Annotated in this window: 18 protein-coding genes; 13 read left to right on the forward strand and 5 right to left on the reverse strand. The window is 73.9% G+C overall.

What is annotated here, in order from left to right; genetic code table 11:
* The first annotated feature begins 122 nt into the window (after positions 1-122).
* Positions 123-1,151, forward strand: a complete 1,029-nt coding sequence (locus J116_RS17465) for a DNA-3-methyladenine glycosylase family protein (protein WP_023588367.1) — start codon at positions 123-125, stop codon at positions 1,149-1,151.
* Positions 1,152-1,385: 234 nt separating this feature from the next.
* On the opposite strand, the gene J116_RS17470 is transcribed toward J116_RS17465, so the two are convergent.
* From J116_RS17470 to J116_RS17480, 3 genes are read right to left on the reverse strand one after another with little or no spacing between them, the layout of a single operon-like run.
* Positions 1,386-2,690 carry a coenzyme F420-0:L-glutamate ligase gene (locus J116_RS17470; protein WP_023588368.1) on the reverse strand — a complete coding sequence of 435 codons (1,305 nt, stop codon included), beginning with the start codon at positions 2,688-2,690 and terminating at the stop codon, positions 1,386-1,388.
* A complete protein-coding gene (gene cofD / locus J116_RS17475) occupies positions 2,687-3,643 on the reverse strand; it encodes a 2-phospho-L-lactate transferase (protein ID WP_023588369.1) in 957 nt (318 codons plus the stop codon). The genes J116_RS17470 and cofD overlap by 4 nt, the downstream gene beginning before the upstream one ends.
* Positions 3,644-3,655: 12 nt before the next feature.
* The gene (locus J116_RS17480) at positions 3,656-4,195 is read right to left on the reverse strand and encodes a cysteine dioxygenase (RefSeq protein WP_023588370.1); all 540 of its coding nucleotides are present in this window, start codon (positions 4,193-4,195) and stop codon (positions 3,656-3,658) included.
* Between the two features lie 811 nt (positions 4,196-5,006).
* On the opposite strand from J116_RS17480, the gene J116_RS17485 reads away from it, so the two are divergent.
* The 3 genes from J116_RS17485 (at position 5,007) to J116_RS17495 (ending at position 10,834) form a co-directional block, all read left to right on the forward strand.
* Positions 5,007-5,270 (forward strand): WhiB family transcriptional regulator, encoded by a 264-nt coding sequence (locus tag J116_RS17485; RefSeq protein WP_023588371.1) that lies wholly within the window; start codon positions 5,007-5,009, stop codon positions 5,268-5,270.
* A 222-nt stretch (positions 5,271-5,492) separates the two neighbouring features.
* On the forward strand, positions 5,493-9,215 hold the full coding sequence (locus J116_RS17490) for a glycosyltransferase family 2 protein (RefSeq protein ID WP_023588372.1): 3,723 nt from the start codon (positions 5,493-5,495) through the stop codon (positions 9,213-9,215).
* A complete protein-coding gene (locus J116_RS17495; protein ID WP_023588373.1) occupies positions 9,212-10,834 on the forward strand; it encodes a DUF5719 family protein in 1,623 nt (540 codons plus the stop codon). The genes J116_RS17490 and J116_RS17495 overlap by 4 nt, the downstream gene beginning before the upstream one ends.
* A gap of 295 nt (positions 10,835-11,129) precedes the next feature.
* Here J116_RS17495 and J116_RS17500 read toward each other — a convergent pair whose 3' ends face one another.
* Positions 11,130-11,558 (reverse strand): metallopeptidase family protein, encoded by a 429-nt coding sequence (locus J116_RS17500; RefSeq protein WP_079147762.1) that lies wholly within the window; start codon positions 11,556-11,558, stop codon positions 11,130-11,132.
* A 284-nt stretch (positions 11,559-11,842) separates the two neighbouring features.
* On the opposite strand from J116_RS17500, the gene J116_RS17505 reads away from it, so the two are divergent.
* The 8 genes from J116_RS17505 (at position 11,843) to J116_RS17540 (ending at position 20,706) form a co-directional block, all read left to right on the forward strand.
* Entirely contained in the window at positions 11,843-12,271 is a 429-nt protein-coding gene (locus J116_RS17505; RefSeq protein ID WP_023588375.1) for a DUF3499 domain-containing protein, read from the forward strand.
* Positions 12,272-12,520: 249 nt separating this feature from the next.
* Positions 12,521-13,882, forward strand: a complete 1,362-nt coding sequence (locus J116_RS17510; RefSeq protein ID WP_023588376.1) for a phosphomannomutase/phosphoglucomutase — start codon at positions 12,521-12,523, stop codon at positions 13,880-13,882.
* Positions 13,883-14,461: 579 nt separating this feature from the next.
* Positions 14,462-14,644 carry a Trm112 family protein gene (locus tag J116_RS17515; protein WP_023588377.1) on the forward strand — a complete coding sequence of 61 codons (183 nt, stop codon included), beginning with the start codon at positions 14,462-14,464 and terminating at the stop codon, positions 14,642-14,644.
* 55 nt (positions 14,645-14,699) lie between these two features.
* Positions 14,700-15,839, forward strand: coding sequence for an SIS domain-containing protein (locus J116_RS17520; protein ID WP_023588378.1), 1,140 nt, complete (start codon positions 14,700-14,702; stop codon positions 15,837-15,839).
* Between the two features lie 123 nt (positions 15,840-15,962).
* A complete protein-coding gene (gene manA, locus J116_RS17525) occupies positions 15,963-17,138 on the forward strand; it encodes a mannose-6-phosphate isomerase, class I (protein WP_023588379.1) in 1,176 nt (391 codons plus the stop codon).
* A gap of 104 nt (positions 17,139-17,242) precedes the next feature.
* Complete coding sequence (locus J116_RS17530; RefSeq protein WP_023588380.1) at positions 17,243-18,160, forward strand: cation diffusion facilitator family transporter; 918 nt, start codon at positions 17,243-17,245, stop codon at positions 18,158-18,160.
* 322 nt (positions 18,161-18,482) lie between these two features.
* Positions 18,483-19,940 (forward strand): adenosylhomocysteinase, encoded by a 1,458-nt coding sequence (ahcY, locus tag J116_RS17535; RefSeq protein ID WP_023588381.1) that lies wholly within the window; start codon positions 18,483-18,485, stop codon positions 19,938-19,940.
* Positions 19,941-20,091: 151 nt separating this feature from the next.
* Positions 20,092-20,706: a hypothetical protein gene (locus J116_RS17540; protein ID WP_023588382.1), complete on the forward strand. Its 615-nt coding sequence runs from the start codon at positions 20,092-20,094 to the stop codon at positions 20,704-20,706.
* A gap of 22 nt (positions 20,707-20,728) precedes the next feature.
* Here J116_RS17540 and J116_RS17545 read toward each other — a convergent pair whose 3' ends face one another.
* The gene (locus tag J116_RS17545; RefSeq protein WP_028964190.1) at positions 20,729-21,709 is read right to left on the reverse strand and encodes an RDD family protein; all 981 of its coding nucleotides are present in this window, start codon (positions 21,707-21,709) and stop codon (positions 20,729-20,731) included.
* A gap of 119 nt (positions 21,710-21,828) precedes the next feature.
* Between J116_RS17545 and J116_RS17550 the strand changes: the two genes are divergently transcribed.
* Positions 21,829-22,836: a stage II sporulation protein M gene (locus J116_RS17550; RefSeq protein WP_023588384.1), complete on the forward strand. Its 1,008-nt coding sequence runs from the start codon at positions 21,829-21,831 to the stop codon at positions 22,834-22,836.
* Positions 22,837-23,071 lie beyond the last annotated feature (235 nt).

The following is a 23,071-nucleotide window of genomic DNA, read 5'->3' on the forward strand; positions in this document are numbered from 1 at the left end:
GCACCCCCGCGCCGGACGGCGCCATGGCCGCACCCGTGCCCGGCGACGGCGGGAACGCACCGGCGCCTGGCGTCCCCGCGTCCGGTGGGCCTGTGGCAGGCGGCCCGGCGTACGGAGGGCCCGTGCCTGGCGTCCCCGCGTCCGGTGGGCCTGCGTCCGGCGGCCCCGCCCTGTCCGCGCTGCCCCGGCAGGCGACCGGGCCCGCGGCGCCCCGCCGGGCCGGCGGCGTCCCGGCCCCCGCGTCCCGGCGGCGCACCTGGGTGCCGCCGTGGCCACTGGACCTCGGGCTCACCCTGAGCCCGCTGCGGCGCGGCCCCGGCGACCCCACGTTCCGGGCCACGCCCGACGGGGCGTTCTGGCGGACGTGCCGCACCCCCGAGGGCCCCGGCACGCTGCGGGTCACGGCGCGCGGCGGCGCCGTCGAGGCCGAGGCGTGGGGGAGCGGCGCCGACTGGCTCCTCGACCGGCTCCCGGTGCTGCTGGGCGAGCGGGACGACCCGGACGCGTTCACGCCCCGCCACCGGTTCCTCGCCATCACCCGGCAGCGCCGCCCCGGCCTTCGCCTGGTGCGCACCGGACTGGTGCTGGAGTCCCTGATCCCGTCGATCCTGGAGCAGAAGGTCACGACGGACGAGGCGTACCGGGCGTGGCGGCTGCTCGTACGCAAGTACGGCGAACCGGCGCCCGGCGCGCCCGCCGAGCTGCGCCTCTCGGTGGTGCCCGAGCCCCGCACCTGGGCGCTCGTCCCTACGTGGGAGTGGCACCGGGCGGGCGTCGACTCCAAGCGGTCGGCGACCGTGCTGCGCGCCGTGCGGGTCGCGCGCCGACTGGAGGAGGCGGCGGGCATGGCACCCGAGGACGCCCGGCGCAGACTGGAGCTGGTCCCCGGCATCGGCCCGTGGACGTCCGCCGAGACGGTGCAGCGCAGCAACGGCGCGCCCGACGAGGTGACGACCGGCGACTACCACCTGCCCGGCATCGTCGGCCACGCCCTGGCAGGCAACCGGGACGCGGACGACACGCAGATGCTGGAGCTGCTGGAGCCGTACGCCGGCCAGCGCCACCGGGCCGCGCGCCTGATCCTCCTCAGCGGCCGCACCCCACCCCGCCGAGCCCCCCGCATGACCCCGGGCAACATCGCCGCCCTCTGACCCGCCCAGCCGCCCACGGGCCCGTCAGCGGCACGTACGCCTTCCGGCCGACGCCCACTGCTGCCTGGGTCGGCCCCCGGCATGAACGCCACTTGTCCGACGCCGTGGCGGAGCGGCGGTCCGAGCAGTACGCGGGCGAAGGCCCCGACGGGGTGACCACCAGGCCCGCCGCGCCCACCACCGGCCCGGCGGCGACCACCCTCGGCCCGCGCCCTGCGACCCGACCGGCCCGCCTCACCGCACCGTCAGGAAGTCCTCCGGGTCCCGGTCACGGCGGGGCTGCGGGGGTTCGGCGGGGCGGCCGATGGCCACCGCGCCCATCGGGTCCCAGTCGGCAGGCAGCTCGAGCGCCTCCCGCACCACGTCGCGGCAGAACATCGTGGACGACACCCACGCAGAGCCGAGCCGCTCCCCCGCCAGCGCCACCAGGAAGTTCTGCACCCCGGCGCCCGCCGCGACGACGAACATCTCCCGCTCGGCCGTGTCCCTGCGCGCGTCCCCGTAGTGGTGGGCGCCCTCGGTGACGAGGCACGGCACCACCAGATACGGGGCGTTCCGCAGGACGTCGCCGCGGCGGACGCGCCGGGCGATGGCCTCCTCGCTGCGCCCGTCCCGCCGCAGGTCCGCGATCCACGCCTCACGCATGGCGTCCAGCAGACGGGTCCGCGACGCTGCGCTCTCCAGCAGCACGAACCGCCAGGGCGTCGTGTGGTGCGGCGCTGGGGCCGTCACCGCCGCGGCCACCGCGCGCCGTACGGCACCGGGGTCCACCGGGTCGTCGGTGAACGCCCGCACGGTGCGGCGCTGCGTGACCGCCTCCCGTATCGCCTCCGACGTGCCGAGCCGGAACATGTCGCCGTCCGCGCCGCGCACCAGCGCCCGCGCACCCGGATCGTCCTCCCCGCCCCCGGTCGCCAGGTGCGGCAGACCGCGTACGACGGCGACGGGCCGCCCGGCCGCCTTGCCCTTCACCAGGTCCCCGGCGGCGGCCAGCTCGTCGGCGCTGGCCACGACCGTCGCGACGAGCGGGTTTCCGTACGTGTCGGTGCCGCCCCGCAGGTCGTCCAGGACGCGCACCCCGGCCGCGCCGATCGCGACGTCGGTGAGGCCGCTCCGCCACGGCCGCCCGAACGTGTCGGTCACGATGACGCCGACGTCCACACCGAGCAGGTCGCGCAGCCCGGCCCGGATGGAGCGGGCGGACGCGTCCGGGTCCTCGGGCAGGAGCAGCACCGTCCCGGCGGGCGTGTTCGACGCGTCGACCCCTGCGGCGGCCATCACCAGCCCGTTGCGGTTCTCCACGATCCGCAGGGTCCCGCGACGGGCGACGACACGGACGGTCTCCGCGTCGATGGCCGCCTCCCGGTCGTCGGCGGCGACGATCCGCCCCTCCGCCTTGGACACGACCTTGGACGTGACGAGGACCACGTCGCCGTCCGCGAGGTCCGGTTCGGCGGTGGCGATCAGCACGGCCAGGTCGTCGCCCTTCGCGACCTCCGGCATCCCGGACGGCGCCCACACCTGGTACCCGACCGTCATCCGCGTACCTCCTCGGCGAGGGCCAGGGCCTCACGCGCCATCGCCGCGGCCGCGTCCACGTCGGTCATCATCAGCGGCACGGCCCGGCAGCGGATGCCGGCGGCCTCCACCTCCGCCACCGCGTCCGCGTCGACCGTGTCCACGAGCCATCCGTCGAGCAGCCCCGAGCCGTAGTGCCGGGCGACCGCGGCGGCCGTCGCCTCCACGCCGACCGCGGCGAGGACCTTGTCGGCCATGCCGCGCACCGGCGCGTTCCCGACGATCGGAGACAGGCCCACCACGGGCACACCGGCCTCCGCGATGGCCTCCCGGATGCCCGGCACGGCGAGGATGGTGCCGATGCTCACCACCGGGTTGGACGGCGGGAACAGCACCACGTCCGCCTCGGCGATGGCCTCCAGCACCCCGGGCGCGGGCTTCGCCTGCTCGGCGCCGACCGGCACCACCGCGTGCGCGTCCACGGAGGCGCGCAGCCTCACCCAGTACTCCTGGAAGTGCACGGCCCGCCGCTCGCCGTCGATCTCGACCGCGACATGGGTCTCCACCCGGTCGTCGGACATCGGCAGCAGCCGCACCCCCGGCCGCCACCGGTCGCACAGCGCCTCCGTGACCGCGCTGAGCGGGTACCCGGCGGCGATCATCTGCGTGCGGACGATGTGCGTGGCGAAGTCCCGGTCGCCGAGGCCGAACCACTCCGGGCCCACCCCGTACGCCGCGAGTTCGCTCTTGACCGTGAAGGTCTCGTCGGCCCGGCCCCAGCCCTGCTCCTCGTTGATGCCACCGCCGAGGGTGTACATCACCGTGTCCAGGTCGGGGCAGACCTTCAGCCCGAAGAGATGGATGTCGTCACCTGTGTTGCCGATGACCGTGATGTCCGCGTCGGGCGCGGCCCGCTTGAGGCCGCGCAGGAAACGGGCACCACCGATGCCACCGGCCAGAACCACCATGCGCATGCGGGCAGTCTGTCAGGCGGGGACGACACTCCGGGCGCTCGGGGCGAATCTGTGGACAACTCCGGCCCGGCCGTGCATCGGCATGTCGGTGAGGCCCGGGAAGTAGAGGTGCAGGCTGACGGCGGGTTCCAGGGAGTCGTTGACGAGTTCGTGGACCCGGCCGGGCGTGACGACCCGTCCGGACACGGTGCCCGACGCGTCCCGCGCGCCCCCGGTGAGTGTCCGCGCGCCCTCTTCCGTACGTTCCGTCAGCTCGCCCTCCAGCACCGTGTAGTAGCCGGTCGAGCCACCGTGGTCGTGTGCCCCCGTGCCCTGGCCCGGCAGCCACGACAGCAGCCACACCTCGTAGCCGGGCCCGGTGCGCAGCCGGTGGTACCAGCGGGTCGTGGCGTCGTACGCGACGAGTGGCGCCCACTGGGAGCGGTCGGCGGCGATGGACCGGGCGAGCCCGGCGAACTCCGCGACGGTCGTCGGGTGTTCCTTGGCGGGCTGGAGGAGGTGCTGGACGGCGAGGATGTCGCCGGCGATCTGGAGGTCGCTGTCGCTGTTCATGGGGTGCTGGTGTCCTCGGCGGAGCTGTTCGGCGGAAGGCGCAGCGGGGTGCTGCGGGCTGGTCCGGGCAGGTGCCGCGGGCGGGCGCTGCGAGCGGGCGGCGGATGCGGTCCGGAACAGCGGGCCCGCTCAGCGGATGCGGCGGGGTGCGGCGGGTGCGGGGTCCGTGCGGCGGGCGGTGCTCGTGGGACCGGGCACGCGTCGCGGGTGCGGCGGGGGACTCGCCTGCGGGGAGGGGCTGGAGCGCTGGAGCGTCAACAGCACGAACAGCAACAGCGCGCGTGGACAGCGCGGCGGAACCCACGGGCAACGTGGGTCGCGTAGGGCGCTGTGGTCGCTGGCATGCCCCCACGGTGGACTGGCCGGATTCGTTCTGTCAACCCGGTCACCGGTTCGGCGGCGCGGATTCACCTCATCCGGTCAGGTCGCCGGGAGAAAGGTTTGTGCTCGCCCGGTCCGGGAGACATGGCGCAGGAACCACCCGCGCAAACCCCGCCAGGGGCTTGTGATCCGACTGTGATCCGGGTCGCTTCGCCGCTCCGGCCGCAACAAGATCGCGGCTCTGGTCGTCCTTCCTGGTGAGGACGGCCGACGGCGGGTGCGAGGGACGGGCGACCGGGAGTGTCTCATTTTTACCGATTTGAACACTTTCTGCGCCGCCTTGGTTCCGCAGAGTGAATACCGGGCCCAATAGCAGATCTCAGCTTGACTGCCCTGGAGCTACACACTTGTAATTTCACTCGTGTCGTTCGGCCGGAAATGGGAAACGGTGCGGCATCACGGGGACGTATAAGACAGACGAGGGGCGCAGATGACCGAGTTGTTCCAGGAGCTGCTGGTCGAGGACGCGGACGAGGAACTCGGCTGGCAGGAGCGCGCGTTGTGCGCCCAGACCGATCCCGAGTCCTTCTTCCCCGAGAAGGGCGGCTCCACCCGCGAGGCCAAGAAGGTCTGCCTCGCCTGTGAAGTCCGTTCGGAATGCCTCGAATACGCGCTTGCCAATGACGAGAGATTCGGAATCTGGGGCGGCCTGTCCGAGCGCGAGCGCCGCCGCCTGAAGAAGGCCGCCGTCTGAGCGCTCCCCGCGCCCGCCCGCGCGCGGCCCCCGGGCACCCCCGCGGCAGCCGCCGCCCGAGCGCGCACACCAGCCACACGCACCCGCCCAACGGTCCGCCGCCTGTGCTCTGTCCACAGGCGGCGGACCGCTGTCGTGCCAGCCATTAGTGTGGAGCCCCGTCAACGACGCTCCGACGCCCCGCGACGCGGGCGACCCCCTGGCCGGAGGGCCCGTACCTCGATGTCCGCCACCACAGCCGCGTTTTCCGCCGCTTCCGAGCCGCAGCAGCCCGAGTTCCCGCGGCATGTCGTCACCGCCGTGCTCGTCTCCCACGACGGAGCGCGCTGGCTGCCGGACGCCCTCGCCGGACTCCTCGGCCAGGAGCGCCCCGCGCAGTACGTCATCGCCGCCGACACCGGCAGCGCGGACGAATCCGCCCAGCTCGTCGGCGAGGCCATCGGCGACGACCGGGTACTGCACCTCGCCCGCCGCACCGGCTTCGGCGCCGCCGTCGAGGAGGCCGCCCGCACCGCGCCCCTCCTCGGCCCCGACGACCTGCCCTACCTGAAGCGGCCCAGCGGCTGGGACCCGGCCAGCAGGACCTGGCGCGACGACGCCTACGACATGCCCGACCTGCCGCACGGCGAGCCGGTCCAGTGGCTGTGGCTCCTCCACGACGACTGCGCGCCCGCCCCCGACGCCCTCGCCGAACTGCTCCGCGTCGCCGACTCCGACGAGTACGCCGCCATCGTCGGCCCCAAGCTCCTCGGCTGGTACGACCGCAAGCAGCTCCTCGAAGTCGGCGTCAGCATCGCCAACAGCGGCCGCCGCTGGACCGGCCTCGACCGCCGCGAACAGGACCAGGGGCAGCACGACCAGATCCGCCCCGTCCTGTCCGTCTCCACCGCCGGCATGCTCGTCCGCCGTGACGTCTTCGAGGAGCTCGGGGGCTTCGACCGCCGCCTGCCCCTCATGCGCGACGACGTCGATCTGTGCTGGCGCGCCCACGCCGCCGGGCACCGCGTCCTCGTCGCCCCCGACGCCGTCCTCCGCCACGCCGAAGCCGCCTCCCGCGAGCGCCGCACCGTGGACTGCGCCGGCCGCTCCGTCGCCAACCCCCACCGCGTGGACAAGGCCGGAGCCGTCTACACGCTCCTCGCCAACGCGCGCGGAGCCGCCCTCCCGTACGTCCTCGTCCGCCTCGTCGTCGGCACCCTGCTGCGGACCCTCGCCTACCTCGTCGGCAAGGCCCCCGTCCAGGCCGTGGACGAGGTCATGGGGCTGTGCTCCGTCCTACTGAGGCCCGAGCGCGTCCTCGCCGCCCGCCGCAGACGCTCCGCCCACGCCGTCGACCCCGCCGAACTGCGCCCCCTCTTCCCGCCGCCCGGCGCCACCGTCCGCGCCACGGTCGAGCAGGTCGCCTCCAACTTCTCCGGTACCGATGCCGACGTCGGCGGTTCCCGGCACGGCGCCGTCGAGTCGGGCCCCGGCGGCGACGACGCCGACTACCTGGAGATCGAGCAGTTCGCCCGGCTCAAGAAGATCGCCCGCAAACCGGGCCCCGTCCTCTTCGCCCTGCTGCTCCTCGTCTCGGTGATCGCCTGCCGCGGCCTGTTCTTCGGCAGCGGCTCCCTCGCGGGCGGCGCCCTCCTGCCCGTCCCCGACGACGTGGGCGGCCTGTGGAGCCGGTACGCCGACGCCTGGCACCCCCTAGGCACCGGCGGCACCCAGAGCGCCCCGCCCTACCTCGCCCTGCTGGCGGGCCTGTCCGGCCTGTTCCTCGGCTCCACCGGCTTCGCGCTCACGCTGCTGCTGGTCTGCTCCGTACCGCTCGCCGGTTTCACCGCGTACTTCGCCTCCCGCTCCCTCGTGGAGTCCCGGCTCCTGCGCGCGTGGGCCGCCATCGCCTACGCCTTCCTGCCCGCCGCGACCGGCGCCCTCGCCACCGGACGGCTCGGCACGGCCGTCCTCGCGATCCTGCTGCCGCTCATGGCCCGCGCCGCCGTCGCCGCGTACGGGCTGCGCGGCGGCGGACCCGGCGCCCCGCGCGGCAGCTGGCGCGCCACCTGGGCGTACACGCTGCTCCTCACGTTCACGATGGCGTTCACGCCCGTCGTCTGGCCGCTCGCCGTCGTCCTCGGCGTCGCCGTCCTCGTCCTGCGCCGCGACGACATCACCGCGTACGCGGTGCGCCTCCTCGCCGTCGCCGGTACGCCGCTGCTCGTCCTCGCCCCCTGGTCGCTGTCCCTGCTGACCGACCCGGCCGCCTTCCTCAGGGAGGCCGGCACGGCGGTCCGTACGGGCCCGGCGTCCGCGCTCGACCTGCTCGGCACCAGCCCCGGCGGCCCCCGCACGGTCGGCGGCCTGGTCCTCATCGGCCTCGTCCTCGCGGCCCTCGCCGCCCTGCTGCGCGCCGAGCGCCAGTTCGCCGTCCGCAGCGCCTGGGCCGTCGCCCTCACCGGCTTCCTCTTCGCCGTCCTCACCAACGGCTCCGGCGACGACGCCACCGGCTGGGCGGGACCCGCCACCCTCGTCTACGGCCTCGCCCTCCTCGCCGCGGGCATGCTCGGCGCAGAAGGCGGCCGCACCCGCGTCGCCGCGCAGAGCTTCGGCTGGCGCCAGCCCGTCGCCGCCCTCATCGCCCTCGCCGCCGCGATCGGCCCGCTGGTCTCCGCCGCCAACTGGATGATCAGCGGCGCGGCCGGACCGCTGGAGCGCCGCGACCCCACACAGGTGCCCGCGTTCGTCGCCGAGGAGAGCATCACCCGCGACCAGCCCCGCACCCTCGTCCTCGACGGCCCGTCACCCGCCAAGGTGTCCTACGCCCTCGTCCGCGGCTCCGGCGCCCGCCTCGGCGACGCCGAGCTGACCGCCACCGGCGGCGGCGACCCGCGCCTCGACAAGGTCGTCGCCCACCTCGTCGCCGGGTCCGGCGCCGACCAGACCGCCGAGCTGAGCGGCTTCGCCATCCGCTACGTCCTGGTACGCGACGGCGCGCCCCGCGAGATGGGCCGCGTCCTCGACGCGACGCCGGGCCTCAGCAGGCTCAGCCAGCGCGACGGCAGCGCCCTGTGGCGCGTCGACCGCCAGGTCGCCCGTGCCGTCATCGTCCCCGCCGCAGGCGGCACCGCCGACGCGGGCACCGAACCCCTCCCGGTCGGCTCAGGACCCGTCGAGGCGCACAGCGACATCCCGCCCGGCGGCGAGGGCCGCGTCCTGCGCATCGCCGACCGCGCCGACGACGGCTGGCAGGCCACCCTCGACGGCAAGCCCTTGGAGAAGACCACCCTCGACGGCTGGGCGCAGGGCTTCAAGCTCCCCGCCCAGGGCGGCCGCCTCGACCTGACGTACGACGCGCCGCTCACCCACACCGCGTGGATCTGGGCCCAGTGCGCCCTCGCCGTCGTCCTGGTCGTCCTCGCCCTGCCGGGGCGCCGCCGCGACATCGACGACGACCTGCCCGATGACCCCGCGGCGGCCATCCCCGCCCAGGACGTCACTGGCGACGGGCGCCGCGCGCGCAGGCTCCGCGCCGCGGCCGCCGACACCGACCAGCACGGCGCCCCCGCCCCCGTACCGGACCCGGCGAACGAGCCGGACGCCGACCCGTACGCCATGCCCGCACCGCCGCATGCCCCGCCGCCCGCCACCGACTGGGCCGCACCCGGCGCCGAGCAGCAGTACGGCGAGCAGCCGTACCAGGAGGCGTACGCGCAGCAGGGCTACGGCGACAACGGCTACGGGCAGCAGCAGTACGGCGAAGCGCCCTACGCCCAGCCGTACGACGGCGCCGCCTACCAGCAGGCCCCGTACGACCCGGCGGCGCACCCGGCGCAGCAGCAGTACGGCGGGCAGCCGTACGACGAACAGCAGTACCCGTACCAGCAACAGCGGCCGTACGACCCACACGACCCGTACGACCCCGCCAGCGAGCAGCGTCCCGACGGGAGCAGCCACCAGTGAACCGCAGCACCCTCTCCCTCCTCGCCGCCGCGACCGCCCTCGCAGCCCTCACCGGCCTCGCCGCCGTGACGTCCCCCGGCGCGGACACCCCGGTCGCCGCCGCCGGCACGGCGCCCGCCCAGCTGCCCGTCGAGCGCAGCAGCCTGCTGTGCCCGGCACCGAGCACGTCCGAGGTCGCCGAGACGACGTACACCTCGTTCACGCCCGCCACGACCGGCGATGCGGGCAAGTCCGGCTCCGGCGCCCCGGCGGGCGAGGACGCCCTGCCCGACAAGGCGGAACTGAAGCCGTCCGCCGTCACGCAGGACGCGCCCGCGAAGGACGACAAGAAGCCCGCCGACGACAAGGCCGACGGCAAGACGGACGAAGAGGCGGAGGACGACAAGGCGGCGGCGCCCGCCAAGAAGCCCGCCGCCGACAAGCCGGTCATCAACGCCACCACCCCCGGGACGCCGGTCGCGGCGGAGGCCAACGGCGCCGAGGCCCCGGCCCTCATCGGTGTCGCCTCCGGCAAGCTCGCCCCCGGCTGGACCACCCAGCAGACCACCGTCGTCCCCGCCGGCGGCGCCCGCGGCCTCCTCGGCGTGACCTGCACGGCCCCCGACACGGACTTCTGGTTCCCCGGCACCTCCACCGCCGAGAACCGCCGCGACTACGTCCACCTCACCAACCCCGACGACGCCGCCGCCGTCGTGGACATCGAGCTGTACGGGCCGGAGGGCGCCCTGAAGTCGCAGCTCACCGACGGCATCCCGGTCCCCGCCCGGTCCAGCGTCCCCGTGCTGCTGTCCACGCTCAGCGCGGACCCGGCCACCTCCGACGTCACCGTCCACGTCACCACCCGCAGCGGCCGCGTCGGCGCTGTCGTCCGCTCCGCCGTGGACCAGCTCGGCAGCGACTGGCTGCCCGCCTCCGCCGACCCGGCCCCGTCGCTCGTCCTCCCCGGCATCCCCGCCGACGCCACGTCCGTGCAGCTCATGGCGTTCGCGCCCGGCGAGGACGACGCCGAACTGAAGATCCAGCTCGCCGGGTCCACGGGCACCATCACCCCGGCCGTCCAGCAGACGATCCGCGTCAAGTCCGGGATGACGGCGTCCGCCGACCTGAAGGGCCTCACCAACGGCGAGGCCGGCGCCCTGCTGCTGAGCCCCGCCCACGCGAGCCGGGCCACCCCGGTCGTCGCCGCCCTGCGCGTGGTGCGCGGCAGCGGCGACAAGCAGGAGGTGGCGTTCATCCCGGCGACCGGCCCGGTGGGGGAGCGCGCGACCGTCGCCGACAACCGCGCCAAGGGCACCACCCTGTCGCTGACCGCGCCCGGCAAGACGGCCGAGGTACGCGTCACCGCCTCGCCCGGCACCGAGGGCGGCACGCCCGCCACCAAGACGTACACCGTCAAGGCGGGCACCACGGTGGCGGTCACCCCGCCCGCGCCCGCCGGACTCAAGGGTTCCTACGCGCTGACCGTCGAGACCCTGTCCGGCGGCCCCGTCCACGCGGCGCGCATGCTGGCCCTGCCGCAGGACGGCATCGCGATGTTCACCCTCCAGACCCTCACCGACGACCGTGCGACGGTGGGCGTCCCGGAAGCCGAGCAGGACCTCGCGGTCCTGGAGGACTAGCGGGCCGGACACCTTCCGCGCCCGTACGGACACCGGCCCGTACGGGCGCGGCCCTTTCCCGCGGGCGATTCGAGCGAAGCCGCTGTTCGCAGGACCCGCACATCCCGAGGCCGCGCGCCTTCGGCGAGGCCCCGCGCCTTCGGGGAGGCCGCACACCCGAGGCCCGCACCCGCGAGGCCCGCACCCGCTGGGCCCACGCATCCGCAGCCCCGCAGGCCATGACCGGCCCCCGCAGGCTCGCGCATCCCGCACCCGCGCGCCCCGCACGCCCGGCACCGCCACCCCGCGAGCGGTCCTAGTCCTGCCCGTACCGCGGGTCCACCGACTCGGGCGCCAGCCCCAGGAGCTCGGCGACCTGCTCCACCACGACCTCGTGCACCAGCAGCGCCCGCTCGTCCCGGCTCTTGGCGCGCAGCTCCACGGGCCGCCGGTACACCACCACGCGCGCGTGCCCGTCCCGCGTCGCGGGCTCCGAACTGCCGAGCGGCACGGAGTCGTCCCGTGGCGCGGGCACCTCCATCACCAGGAAATCGACATCGGCGAGCTGCGGCCACCGCCGCTCCAGCCGCTCCACGGAGTCCTGCACCAGGTCCCGGAAGGTGTCCGCGCGCGACAGGGACAGGGGCACCTGGGGCGGTGCCACGGGCCCGCGCATCCCTCGGCCGTGGCGATCACGGCGGCGCGGTCGCGGCTCGGTCGGGCGAGGTGGTCCTGGACTGTCCATCACCTGACGCAGCGTAGCTCTCCCGCACCCGGCGCGTTCCCCCGTACGCCCGCGTCCCGGCATGTCGTCAGATGAGCATTCCGGCCACCCGGCGGCGCGATTCGGCACGTTTGCCCGATCGGTCGCGCTGCGGGAAATGACCGGATTCGTTCGCCGAGCCGAAGGGCCCGACGCTCCTCCCGCCCCTCCCGCAGCCCCCTCCACACCTCTCCCGCGCAGGTCGGAGGGGCCCTTCGAAACCCTCCTGTGCCCGACGTCACACCGCGACACGGGCGAGTGACCGGGTGGAGAGTCGTCGCGGCCCGCTCAAGAGTGCGGTACCGTCCAACGTCGTGAGCCCTGTACGTCGCTGTTCGCGCACCGCGTGCGGCCGCCCTGCCGTCGCGACACTGACGTACGTCTATGCCGACTCGACCGCGGTCCTCGGCCCGCTCGCCACCTACGCGGAACCCCACTGCTACGACCTGTGCGCCGAGCACAGCGAGCGCCTCACCGCGCCCCGCGGCTGGGAAGTCGTCCGCCTCTCCGACGCCTCCGGCCCCACCCGCCCCAGCGGCGACGACCTGGAGGCCCTGGCCAACGCCGTGCGCGAGGCGGCCCGCCCCCAGGAGCGCACCGCCCAGGCCGGCGGCAAGGGCGGCGCCCGGGGCGGCGACCCCGTCGAGGTCGGCCGTCGCGGCCACCTCCGCGTGCTCCGCTCGCCGGACTCCTGACCCGCGCAAGGACCGCCGCCGGGGGGCCACGACCGCCCGAACCAGCCGCCTCGGCCGCCCGGTCCGCGTCACGAGCACCCCGCCCGGCTGCCCCGCCCGGCCGCCTCGGTCTTGTTCATTTGGGCCCGCCCCGCTCCTACCGGCCGGTACCGTTGCTTCCCGGCGACGCTCCGTAGGTACCTCCGTACGCCCCCGACACCCTCTGCGGGTAGCTTGTGTACCCCACACAGGCTCGCAGGAGGTTGATCAGTGACTGCTGATCTGTCGCAGATCGTCAAGGCGTACGACGTCCGCGGAGTCGTGCCGGACCAGTGGGACGAGACGCTCGCCGAGCTGTTCGGCGCCGCCTTCGTCCAGGTGACCGGAGCCGACGCGATCGTCGTCGGCCATGACATGCGCCCGTCGTCCCCCGGCCTGTCCGGCGCCTTCGCGCGCGGAGCGGCCGCCCGGGGCGCCGACGTGACCCTCATCGGACTGTGCTCCACCGACCAGCTGTACTTCGCCTCCGGCAACCTGGACCTGCCGGGCGCCATGTTCACGGCCTCGCACAACCCGGCGCAGTACAACGGCATCAAGATGTGCCGCGCCGGCGCCGCCCCCATCGGCCAGGACAGCGGCCTCGCCGACATCCGCGCCCTCGTCGAGACGTGGCGCGACTCCGGCGCCCCCGCCCCGGCCGCCACGCCCGGCGAGATCACCGAACAGGACACCCTCGACGCCTACGCCGAGTACCTGAAGTCCCTGGTGGACCTCACGTCCATCCGCCCCCTGAAGGTCGTCGTGGACGCGGGCAACGGCATGGGCGGCCACACGGTGCCCACCGTCTTCGAGGGCCTCCCGCTGACGCTCGTGCCCATGTACTTCGAGCTGGACGGCACGTTCCCGAATCACGAGGCCAACCCGCTCGACCCGGCCAACATCGTGGACCTCCAGCAGCGCGTCCGCGCCGAGGGCGCCGACCTGGGCCTGGCCTTCGACGGCGACGCCGACCGCTGCTTCGTCGTGGACGAGCGCGGCGAGCCCGTCTCCCCGTCCGCGATCACCGCCCTGGTCGCCGCCCGCGAGCTGGCCAGGCACCCGGGCGGAACGATCATCCACAACCTGATCACGTCGCTGTCCGTGCCGGAGGTCGTCCGCGAGAACGGCGGCACGCCCGTCCGCACCCGCGTCGGCCACTCCTTCATCAAGGCCGAGATGGCCCGTACGGGCGCGATCTTCGGCGGCGAGCACTCCGCGCACTACTACTTCCGCGACTTCTGGAACGCCGACACGGGCATGCTCGCCGCGCTCCACGTCCTCGCGGCGCTCGGCGGCCAGGAGGGCACACTGTCCCAGCTCGTCGCCGAGTACGACCGCTACGCCGCGTCCGGCGAGATCAACTCCACGGTCGCCGACCAGGACGCCAGCACCGCCGCCGTACGCGAGGCGTTCCTGTCCCGCGACGGCGTCACCAGCGACGAGGTGGACGGCCTCACCATCAGCGGCGACGGCTGGTGGTTCAACCTGCGGCCCTCCAACACCGAGCCGCTGCTCCGTCTCAACGTCGAGGCGAAGGACGAGGCCACCATGGCCAAGGTCCGCGACGAGGTCCTGTCGCTCGTACGAGCCTGACGGCCCCGCCACCACCCGGTACCGCGCCACTCACACCCGCCCCCCGGTGCCCGTCCCGCACGTCGCGGACCGGCACCGGGTCCGGGGCGGCACCACCACACCCGGGACGACAGCCCCGGTGCCTCAGCTCCGGCAGAGGCCCAGGACGAGGCTCCGCCCCGCCGGACACCAGCCGTCACCGCCGGTCAGGCACGGCTCCGGTCAGGCACGGCTCCGGTGAGGCGCGGCTCCGGTGAGGCGCGGCCCGTCAGGCACCGCCCCACCATGGCCCCGCAAGCTCGCGCCCGCGCAAAGCTCGCGCCGCCGTAAGGCCAGCAGCCCCCGCAAGCTCGCGCCCGCGCAAAGCTCGCGCCGCCGCAAAGCCAGCAGCCCCCACGCCAAGCTCGCGCCCCCGTCAAGCCGGGCCCGATCCCCGGCCTCCCGCAAACCCACCGTCCGCCGCCCCCCGGCGGTAGGCTGACGACGCCGGGACCCCCAGCACACCCCCAGCACGCACGACCCGCACCGGCCCCGCCGGACCCACAACCGGCAGCCCGGCAACGGCGCCGCGACAGCGAACGCACCCGAAGGGAACCATCCATGCCGCTCGAAGCCGGCCTCCTCGACATCCTCGCCTGCCCCGCCTGCCGCGCCCCCCTCAGCGACCGCACGGCCGACGAGACGCCCGAGCTGGTCTGCACGAGCGACGACTGCGGCCTCGCCTACCCGGTACGGGACGGCATCCCGGTGCTCCTCGTGGACGAGGCCCGCCGCCCCGCCTGACCCGCCACCCCCACCGCCCCGGCGACACCCCGCACGGCGATCAGGAGGCCTACCCATGCTCGACGAGACGCTGCTCGACGCCCCCGAAGCACTGGCCCAGGCGGACCGCCGCGGACTCCTGCGCGGAGCCGCCGAAGCCGGCGCCCGGGTACGCACCGCCGCCCGGCACGCCGCCGAAGCCGGTGTCACCGCCCTCCAGTCGGAAGGGCGCCCCCGCACCGTCCTCGTCGCCGGCACCGGCACGGCCGCCACCGGCGCCGCCGACCTGATCGCCGCGCTCGCCGGGGCGTCCGCGCCCGTCATCCGGCTGCGCCCCACCGGCGTGGCCCCGGCCGGAGGCGCCGTCCGCTGGGCCCTCCCCGGCTGGGCCGGCTCCGTGGACCTGCTGCTCATCCCGACCAACGACGGTTCCGAACCCGGCCTCGCCACGCTCGCCGAGCAGGCGTACCGCCGCGGCGTCACCGTCGTCGCCGTCGCCCCGCGCCGCTCGCCCATCACGGAAGCCGTCGGCACCACCCACGGGCTCGTCGTGCCCATGGCGACGGCACCGCACGAGCTGTACGACGAGCCGCAGGCCGCGGGCCCCGGCGCGCTGTGGGCGCTGTTCACCCCGCTCCTCGCGCTCCTGGACCGCGTCGGCCTGTTCACCGCGCCCGCCGACACGCTGGATAAGGTCGCCGACCGCCTCGACCGCACCGCGGAACGCTGCGGACCTGGTGTCGCCACGTACAACAACCCCGCCAAGACCCTCGCGGCCGAGCTCTCCGACGCGCTGCCCCTCATCTGGACCGAGGGCGCCGCCGCGGCCCCCGTGGGCCGCCGATTCGCCGCCGTGCTCGCCGAACTGGCGGGCCGCCCCGCCCTCGCCGCCGAGCTGCCCGAGGCGCTCGCCGCCCACGCGGGCCTCCTCGCGGGCGACTTCGCGGGCGGCGCCGACCCCGACGACTTCTTCCGCGACCGCGTCGAGGACGCGCAGGCGCTGCACGCCCGTGTCGTACTCCTCCGCGACCGGCCCGCCGACGAGGGCGGCCTCAGCGCCGTCCCCGCCGCCCGCGAACTCGCCCTCGGCCACGACACGCCCATCAGCGAACTGGCGCCGGAAGAGGGCAACACCCTCGCGGCCCTCGCCGAACTCCTCGCCGTCACCGACTTCGCCGCCTGCTACCTGGCCCTGGCCTCGGGCCGCCGCCTCTGACCCCCGGCCCCGCCAGGCCCCGACGACCCCAGCCCCGGGCACCGCCGCCGACGACGCCCCCGATGTTCACCGCGCCCGCGACCCACCGGCGACCACCACCCCGCACACGGAAAGCCACCGCCCATGGACCGCCTCTCCACCACCGTCCGCCCCTACGCCTGGGGCTCCACGACGGCCATCCCGGAACTGCTCGGCACCGCCCCCACCGGCGAGCCCCAGGCCGAGATGTGGATGGGCGCCCACCCCGGCGCACCCTCCCGCGTCACCCGCCCCACCCCCGAAGGCGACCGCGAACTGCCCCTCAACGAGGTCATCGCCGCCGACCCCGACAAGGAGCTCGGCCCCGCCACGGTCGCCAGGTTCGGCCCCCGACTGCCGTTCCTCCTCAAGATCCTCGCCGCCGGCGCCCCCCTCTCCCTCCAGGTCCACCCCGACCCCGACCAGGCCCGCGCCGGTTACGCCGCCGAGGAACGCGCCGGAATCCCCATCGACGCCCCGCACCGCAACTACCGGGACCCCCACCACAAGCCCGAACTGATCTGCGCCCTCACCCCCTTCGAAGGCTTCTGCGGCTTCCGCGCCCCCGCCGAGACCGCCGACCTCCTCGCCGCCCTCGAAGTCGACTCCCTCAAGCCGTACGTGGACCTCCTCCACGCCCACCCCGAGGACGCCGCCTTCCGCGAGGTCCTCACCGCCATCCTCACCGCCGCCCCCGACGCCATCGCCGACACCGTCGCGGAAACCGCCGCCGCCTGCGCCCGCCTCGGCGGCGCCCACGCCCCGTACGCCACCCTCGCCCACCACTTCCCCGGCGACCGCGGCGTCCTCGCCGCGCTCCTCCTCAACCACGTACGGCTCCAGCCCGGCGAGGCCATGTACCTGGGCGCGGGCGTCCCGCACTCCTACCTGAGCGGCCTCGGCGTCGAGATCATGGCCAACTCCGACAACGTCCTGCGCTGCGGTCTCACCCCCAAGCACATCGACGTACCCGAACTCCTGCGCGTCGTCCGCTTCGAGGCCGGCGACCCCGGCACCCTGCGCCCCGAACCCTCCCCGTCCGGCGAGGAGGTGTACGACACCCCCATCGACGAGTTCCGCCTCTCCCGGTACGTACGCCCCGAAGGCGCCGCCGCCGTCGACCTCACCGCCGCCACCCCGCAGATCCTGCTCGCCACCGCCGGCACCCCTCGCCTCGGCGACCTCACCCTCACCCCCGGCCACTCCGTCTTCGTACCGGCCGGAGAAGCCGTCGAACTATCGGGCAGCGGCACCCTCTTCAGGGCCACAGTGGTGGCCTGACCCACTCCCGTCACCGGCTCCTGCAACAATGTCCCGCCGAACCGAACCGGCCGAACCCACGAACCACCGGGACCAGCGGGACCAGCGAAAGGGACAGGACACGCATGAGCGCGTCAGGCGGAACCAAGGCGATCGTGGCGGCACTCGTCGCCAACCTCGCGATCGCCGCGAGTAAATTCGTGGCGTTCATCTTCAGTGGCTCGTCGTCGATGCTCGCCGAATCGGTGCACTCCCTCGCCGACTCGGGTAACCAGGGACTCCTCCTCCTCGGCGGCAAGAAGGCGCAGCGCGAGGCCACCCCCCAGCACCCCTTCGGCTACGGCCGCGAGCGGTACATCTACGCCTTCCTCGTCTCGATCGTCCTCTTCTCCGTCGGCGGCATGTTCGCCCTGTACGAGGGCTACGAGAAGATCAAGCACCCGCACGAGATCACGGCCTGGTACTGGCCCGTCGGCGTCCTCATCTTCGCGATCATCGCCGAGACGTTCTCCTTCCGCACCGCCATCAAGGAGTCCAACGAAGTCCGCGGCAAGACTTCCTGGAAGGACTTCATCCGCACCGCCAAGGCCCCCGAGCTGCCCGTCGTCCTCCTCGAGGACCTCGGCGCCCTCGTCGGCCTGATCCTCGCCCTCGCCGGCGTCAGCCTCGCCCTCATCACCGGCGACGGCGTCTGGGACGGCATCGGCACCCTCTGCATCGGCGTCCTGCTCATCCTGATCGCCATCGTCCTCGCCGCCGAGACCAAGTCGCTCCTCCTGGGCGAGTCCGCCGGCCTCACCGAGGTCCGCAAGATCGAGGAAGCCCTCGTCGACGGCACCACCGTCACCGGCGTCATCCACATGCGCACCCTCCACCTCGGCCCCGAGGAACTCCTCGTCGCCGCCAAGATCGCCGTCCAGCACGACGAGACCGCCGGCGAGATCGCCGCCGCCATCGACGCCGCCGAGGACCGCATCCGCGCCGCCGTCCCCATCGCCCGGGTCATCTACCTGGAGCCGGACATCCTCCGCGCCAACCGCTGACCCACCACCGCACCACCGCATGACCCCGCCGGTCCACCCGGCACCCGAAGGCCCCGGCCCCCCGCCGGGGCCTTCGGCGTCCCCCGGCCCCGCCCGGACGACCGGAACCGGCCGGGCGGACTTGAAGCCCGCGCACCCGATCGGTGTAGATTCGAATACCGAGCCAGACGTCGCTGCTGATGGCGGTCGGGCGGTCCCGACGGACCGGCCGAGGGAGAGAGGGCCTCCGACGACTGCACCGCGCGTGCCCGGGCATCCTTGTGTCCGCCGGCGCGGAGCCAGCCGTACCCACCTCGAACCCGACAACGAGGAGCAGCCCGACATGACCACTGTCGACAACCGACAGGACTTCAAGGTCGCCGACCTCTCCCTGGCCGAGTTCGGCCGCAAGGAGATCACCCTCGCCGAGCACGAGATGCCCGGCCTGATGGCGATCCGCAAGGAGTACGCCGACGCCCAGCCCCTGGCGGGCGCCCGCGTCACCGGCTCCCTGCACATGACGGTGCAGACCGCCGTCCTCATCGAGACCCTCGTCGCCCTCGGCGCCCGCGTCCGCTGGGCCTCCTGCAACATCTTCTCCACGCAGGACCACGCCGCCGCCGCCATCGCCGTCGGCCCCGAGGGCACCCCGGACGACCCCAAGGGCATCCCCGTCTTCGCCTGGAAGGGCGAGACGCTGGAGGAGTACTGGTGGTGCACCGAGCAGGCGCTGACCTGGCCGGACAGCCCCACCGGCGGCCCCAACATGATCCTCGACGACGGCGGTGACGCCACCCTCCTCGTCCACAAGGGCGTCGAGTTCGAGAAGGCCGGCCAGGCCCCGGACCCGTCCACCGCGGACAGCGAGGAGTACGCCCACATCCTGCGCCTCCTCAACCGCACCCTCGCGGAGAACCCGCAGAAGTGGACCCGCCTCGCCTCCGAGATCCGTGGCGTCACCGAGGAGACCACCACGGGCGTCCACCGCCTGTACGAGATGCACCGCGACGGCACGCTCCTCTTCCCGGCGATCAACGTCAACGACGCCGTCACCAAGTCGAAGTTCGACAACAAGTACGGCTGCCGCCACTCCCTCGTCGACGGCATCAACCGCGCCACCGATGTCCTGATCGGCGGCAAGGTCGCCGTCGTCTGCGGCTACGGCGACGTCGGCAAGGGCTGCGCCGAGTCCCTCCGCGGCCAGGGCGCCCGCGTCATCGTCACCGAGATCGACCCCATCTGCGCCCTCCAGGCCGCGATGGACGGCTACCAGGTCACCACCCTCGACGAGGTCGTCGAGACCGCCGACATCTTCATCACCACGACCGGCAACAAGGACATCATCATGGCCTCGGACATGGCCAAGATGAAGCACCAGGCCATCGTCGGCAACATCGGCCACTTCGACAACGAGATCGACATGGCCGGCCTCGCCAAGATCCCCGGCATCGTCAAGGACGAGGTCAAGCCGCAGGTCCACACCTGGACCTTCCCCGACGGCAAGAAGATCATCGTCCTCTCCGAGGGCCGCCTGCTGAACCTGGGCAACGCCACGGGCCACCCGTCCTTCGTGATGTCCAACTCGTTCGCGGACCAGACCCTGGCCCAGATCGAGCTCTACACGAAGCCGGAGCAGTACCCGACCGACGTGTACGTCCTGCCCAAGCACCTGGACGAGAAGGTCGCCCGCCTGCACCTGGACGCGCTCGGCGTCAAGCTCACCACGCTGCGCCCGGAGCAGGCCGACTACATCGGCGTCAAGGTCGAAGGCCCCTACAAGCCGGACCACTACCGCTACTGACCGCCCCACGCGACCGCCCGCGCGGCCGCACCGGCGACAGGTACAAAAGGCAGGCCCCCGCACCCCCGTGTCGGGGGCCTGCCCCGTACCCGGCCGGCCCGGCCACCGCTCAACGGCGACGCCGAGACCCCGACCAGAACCCCGAGGACCCATGCCCCGAGGCCGCTATTCGCTCCACGATCCGCACGATCGCACCCCCCTCGGCGAAGAACACTTCCACTGCGCGCCCGGACCCTCCGGCTGGCGCTACGTCTCGCAACTCACCACCCCCTCCGGCGACCACGCCGGCTCCGTGGACCTCGCCCTCGACGAGCTCGGCCGCCCCATCCGCCTCGAACTCCACGCGGGCGGCTGGCAGGTACGCGGCGCCGCCCTCGACGGCGTCACCTGGGTCCGCACCGACCCGACCGGCTCCCACGCCACAGAAGGCAATGTGCGCGCCCACGCCTTCACCGGTGGTTCCCCGGCCTTCCTGGTGGCCACCGCCCGTCTTCTGCGCCTCACCCCCCGATCCGGCTCGACCCGTGTCCGCCTCGTCTCCTTCACGGACCCGGTCCTCGCCCCCCTCACCGTCGACCAGTCCTGGGCCCTGGTGAACAGTGAAACGCACACCACTGACAACGGCCCCCTGACCGTGGACGAATACCAGGTCAGCGCCCTCGACACGGGCGAGACGCACACCGTCCACATCGCCGGCGACGTCGTCCTCGCAGCCCCCGGCGTCGAGCTTGAGGACCTCCAGACCCCGCCGTCCGTCTTCCCCTGACGCGGACGCGCCGCTCCAGCGCCTAGGCCGGAGGCGCGAACCCCGTGGCGGCCCTCTTCTCAGCCCCCGCGCCACCCGGCACGTCCACCCCGGCACCACCCGCCGACCCGGTCACACCAGCAGGCGCACCGGAAACCGAACCCTCACCAGACACAAACCCCCCAGTGACCCCCGCACCACCAAAAGCCCCACCAGCCACAACAGCGCCCGCACCACTCACACCGCCGACGCCAGCCACACCACCGGCACCCAGCCCCGCCTCGGCCATCCGACGCGCCTCCCGCGCCTGCCGCTCGTGCACCACGCCCGCCAGGAACGCCGCCGCGGGCACACCAGGCGGCGCAGGCGTCCCCGTACACGCCACGAGCTCGTCTGCCAGCCGCTCCGCCAGCGCCCGCCCCGCCTCCGGGTCCAGCTGCCCCATCCGCGTCAGGTACTGCCGGATGCCCAGCCACAGCCCGTCCGGCACCGCCGACAGGTCAAGCTGTGCGAACCGCCCCACCAGCCACGGCGGCGGCGGAGGCACCGGAGCCGTACGCCCAGCGGGCACCCGCTCCCGCACCACCAGCGTCCCCGCGAACACATCCCCGACCCGCCGACCCCGCGCCGAGACCAGCGAGGCGATACAGGCGATCACCCCGAAGGTCAGCAGGATCTCCACCATCCCGATCAGCCCCCGCACCAGCGCGTGCCGGAACCGGATCGGCCCTCCGTCGTCCCGCACCACCCGCAGCCCGCACGCCAGCTTCCCCAGCGACCGCCCATGCGTCAGCGTCTCCACCGCGATCGGCCCGCCGATCAGCACCAGCACGAAGGACGCCGCCGACACCGCCATCAGCGCCGCCTCGTCGAGCGACGCCGTCGCGAACGCGAGACCGATGGATATCAGCAGGTACGCCGTCCACACGACCGCGAGATCGATCAGCAGCGCCAGCGCCCGGCTCGGCAACCTGGCCGGCCGCAGCCCCAGGACGACAGCGTCCCCCGTCACGACCTGACTCACGCCGTCCACCCTTCTCGACCTTGCCCGACCGCTCCTCACGCCAGTCTGCCAAGCTGACCGACAGCGCGCCGCAGTAGTACGAACCGTACGCATCCCGTGCACTGGAGCATCAGCCGATCATGGACCTCGACGTCTACGTCACCGCCCACCGCGCCGAGTGGGACCGCCTGGACCACCTCCTGAACCGCGGCCGCCGCCTCACCGGCGCCGAGGCGGACGAGCTCGTCGCGCTGTACCAGCGCACCGCGACCCATCTCTCCGTCATCCAGAGCACCGCCCCCGACCCGGCGCTCACCGCCCGGCTCACCCAGCTCGTCGCCCGCGCCCGAGCCGCCGTCACCGGCACCCGCCGCGCCTCCTGGCGCGACGTCGCCCGCTTCCTCACCACCGGGTTCCCCGCCGCCGTCTACCGCTCACGGCACTGGTGGATTCCCACGGCGGTCCTCTCCACACTCGTCGCCGCGCTCATCGGCTGGTGGATCGGCGCGAACCCCGAGGTCCAGGCAGCGATCGCCGCCCCCGAGGAGCTGCGCCAGATGACCCGCCCCGGCGGCGAGTACGAGTCGTACTACTCCAGTCACCCGGCAGCGTCCTTCGCCGCCCAGGTCTGGACGAACAACGCCCGAGCGGCCGCCCTGTGCCTGGTCCTGGGCGCCTTCCTGTGCTTCCCGGTGCTGTGGGTCCTGTTCATCAACATGCTGAACCTCGGCGTCGGTATCGGCCTCATGTCGTCCGCGGGCCGCCTCGACACCTTCCTCGGCCTGGTCATCCCACACGGCCTGCTGGAGCTCACGGCCGTCTTCGTCGCCGCCGGTACGGGCCTGCGCCTCGGCTGGACCCTGATCGACCCGGGCCCGTACTCCCGCCGTGCGGCCCTGGCCCAGCAGGGCCGCGCCGCGATCGGCATGGCCATCGGCCTCGCCCTGGTCCTCTTCGTCGCCGGAGTCATCGAGGGCTTCGTGACGCCGTCCGGCCTGCCCACCTGGGCCCGGATCGCCATCGGCATCGCCGCCGAGGCCGCCTTCCTCGTGTACGTGTACGTGCTCGGCGGCCGCGCCGCCCGGGCCGGCGAGTCCGGAGACGTGGCGTCCGCCGACCGCAGCGCGGAGCTGCCGACCGCCGCCTGATGTGCGTCCGACCCCTTCGAGCTGCTACTGTCCTCTTCGCCCGCCAAACCTGTTGACACGGGGTAGGTGGGGAGGTAGATTTAAACGGTTGCGTGGAGCTGGACAGGCTCGACCGCGACGGCTAGAGTCTCTCTCGCTCCGCAGAACCGGTCAGGTTCTCGAAGGAGCCAATCGATTCCCACAGGATCGCAAAGCCGATTTCAATCGGCCGAGATGAATCTGATAAAGTCGGAAT

This window comes from Streptomyces thermolilacinus SPC6, assembly GCF_000478605.2.
GTDB classification, from domain to species: domain Bacteria; phylum Actinomycetota; class Actinomycetes; order Streptomycetales; family Streptomycetaceae; genus Streptomyces; species Streptomyces thermolilacinus.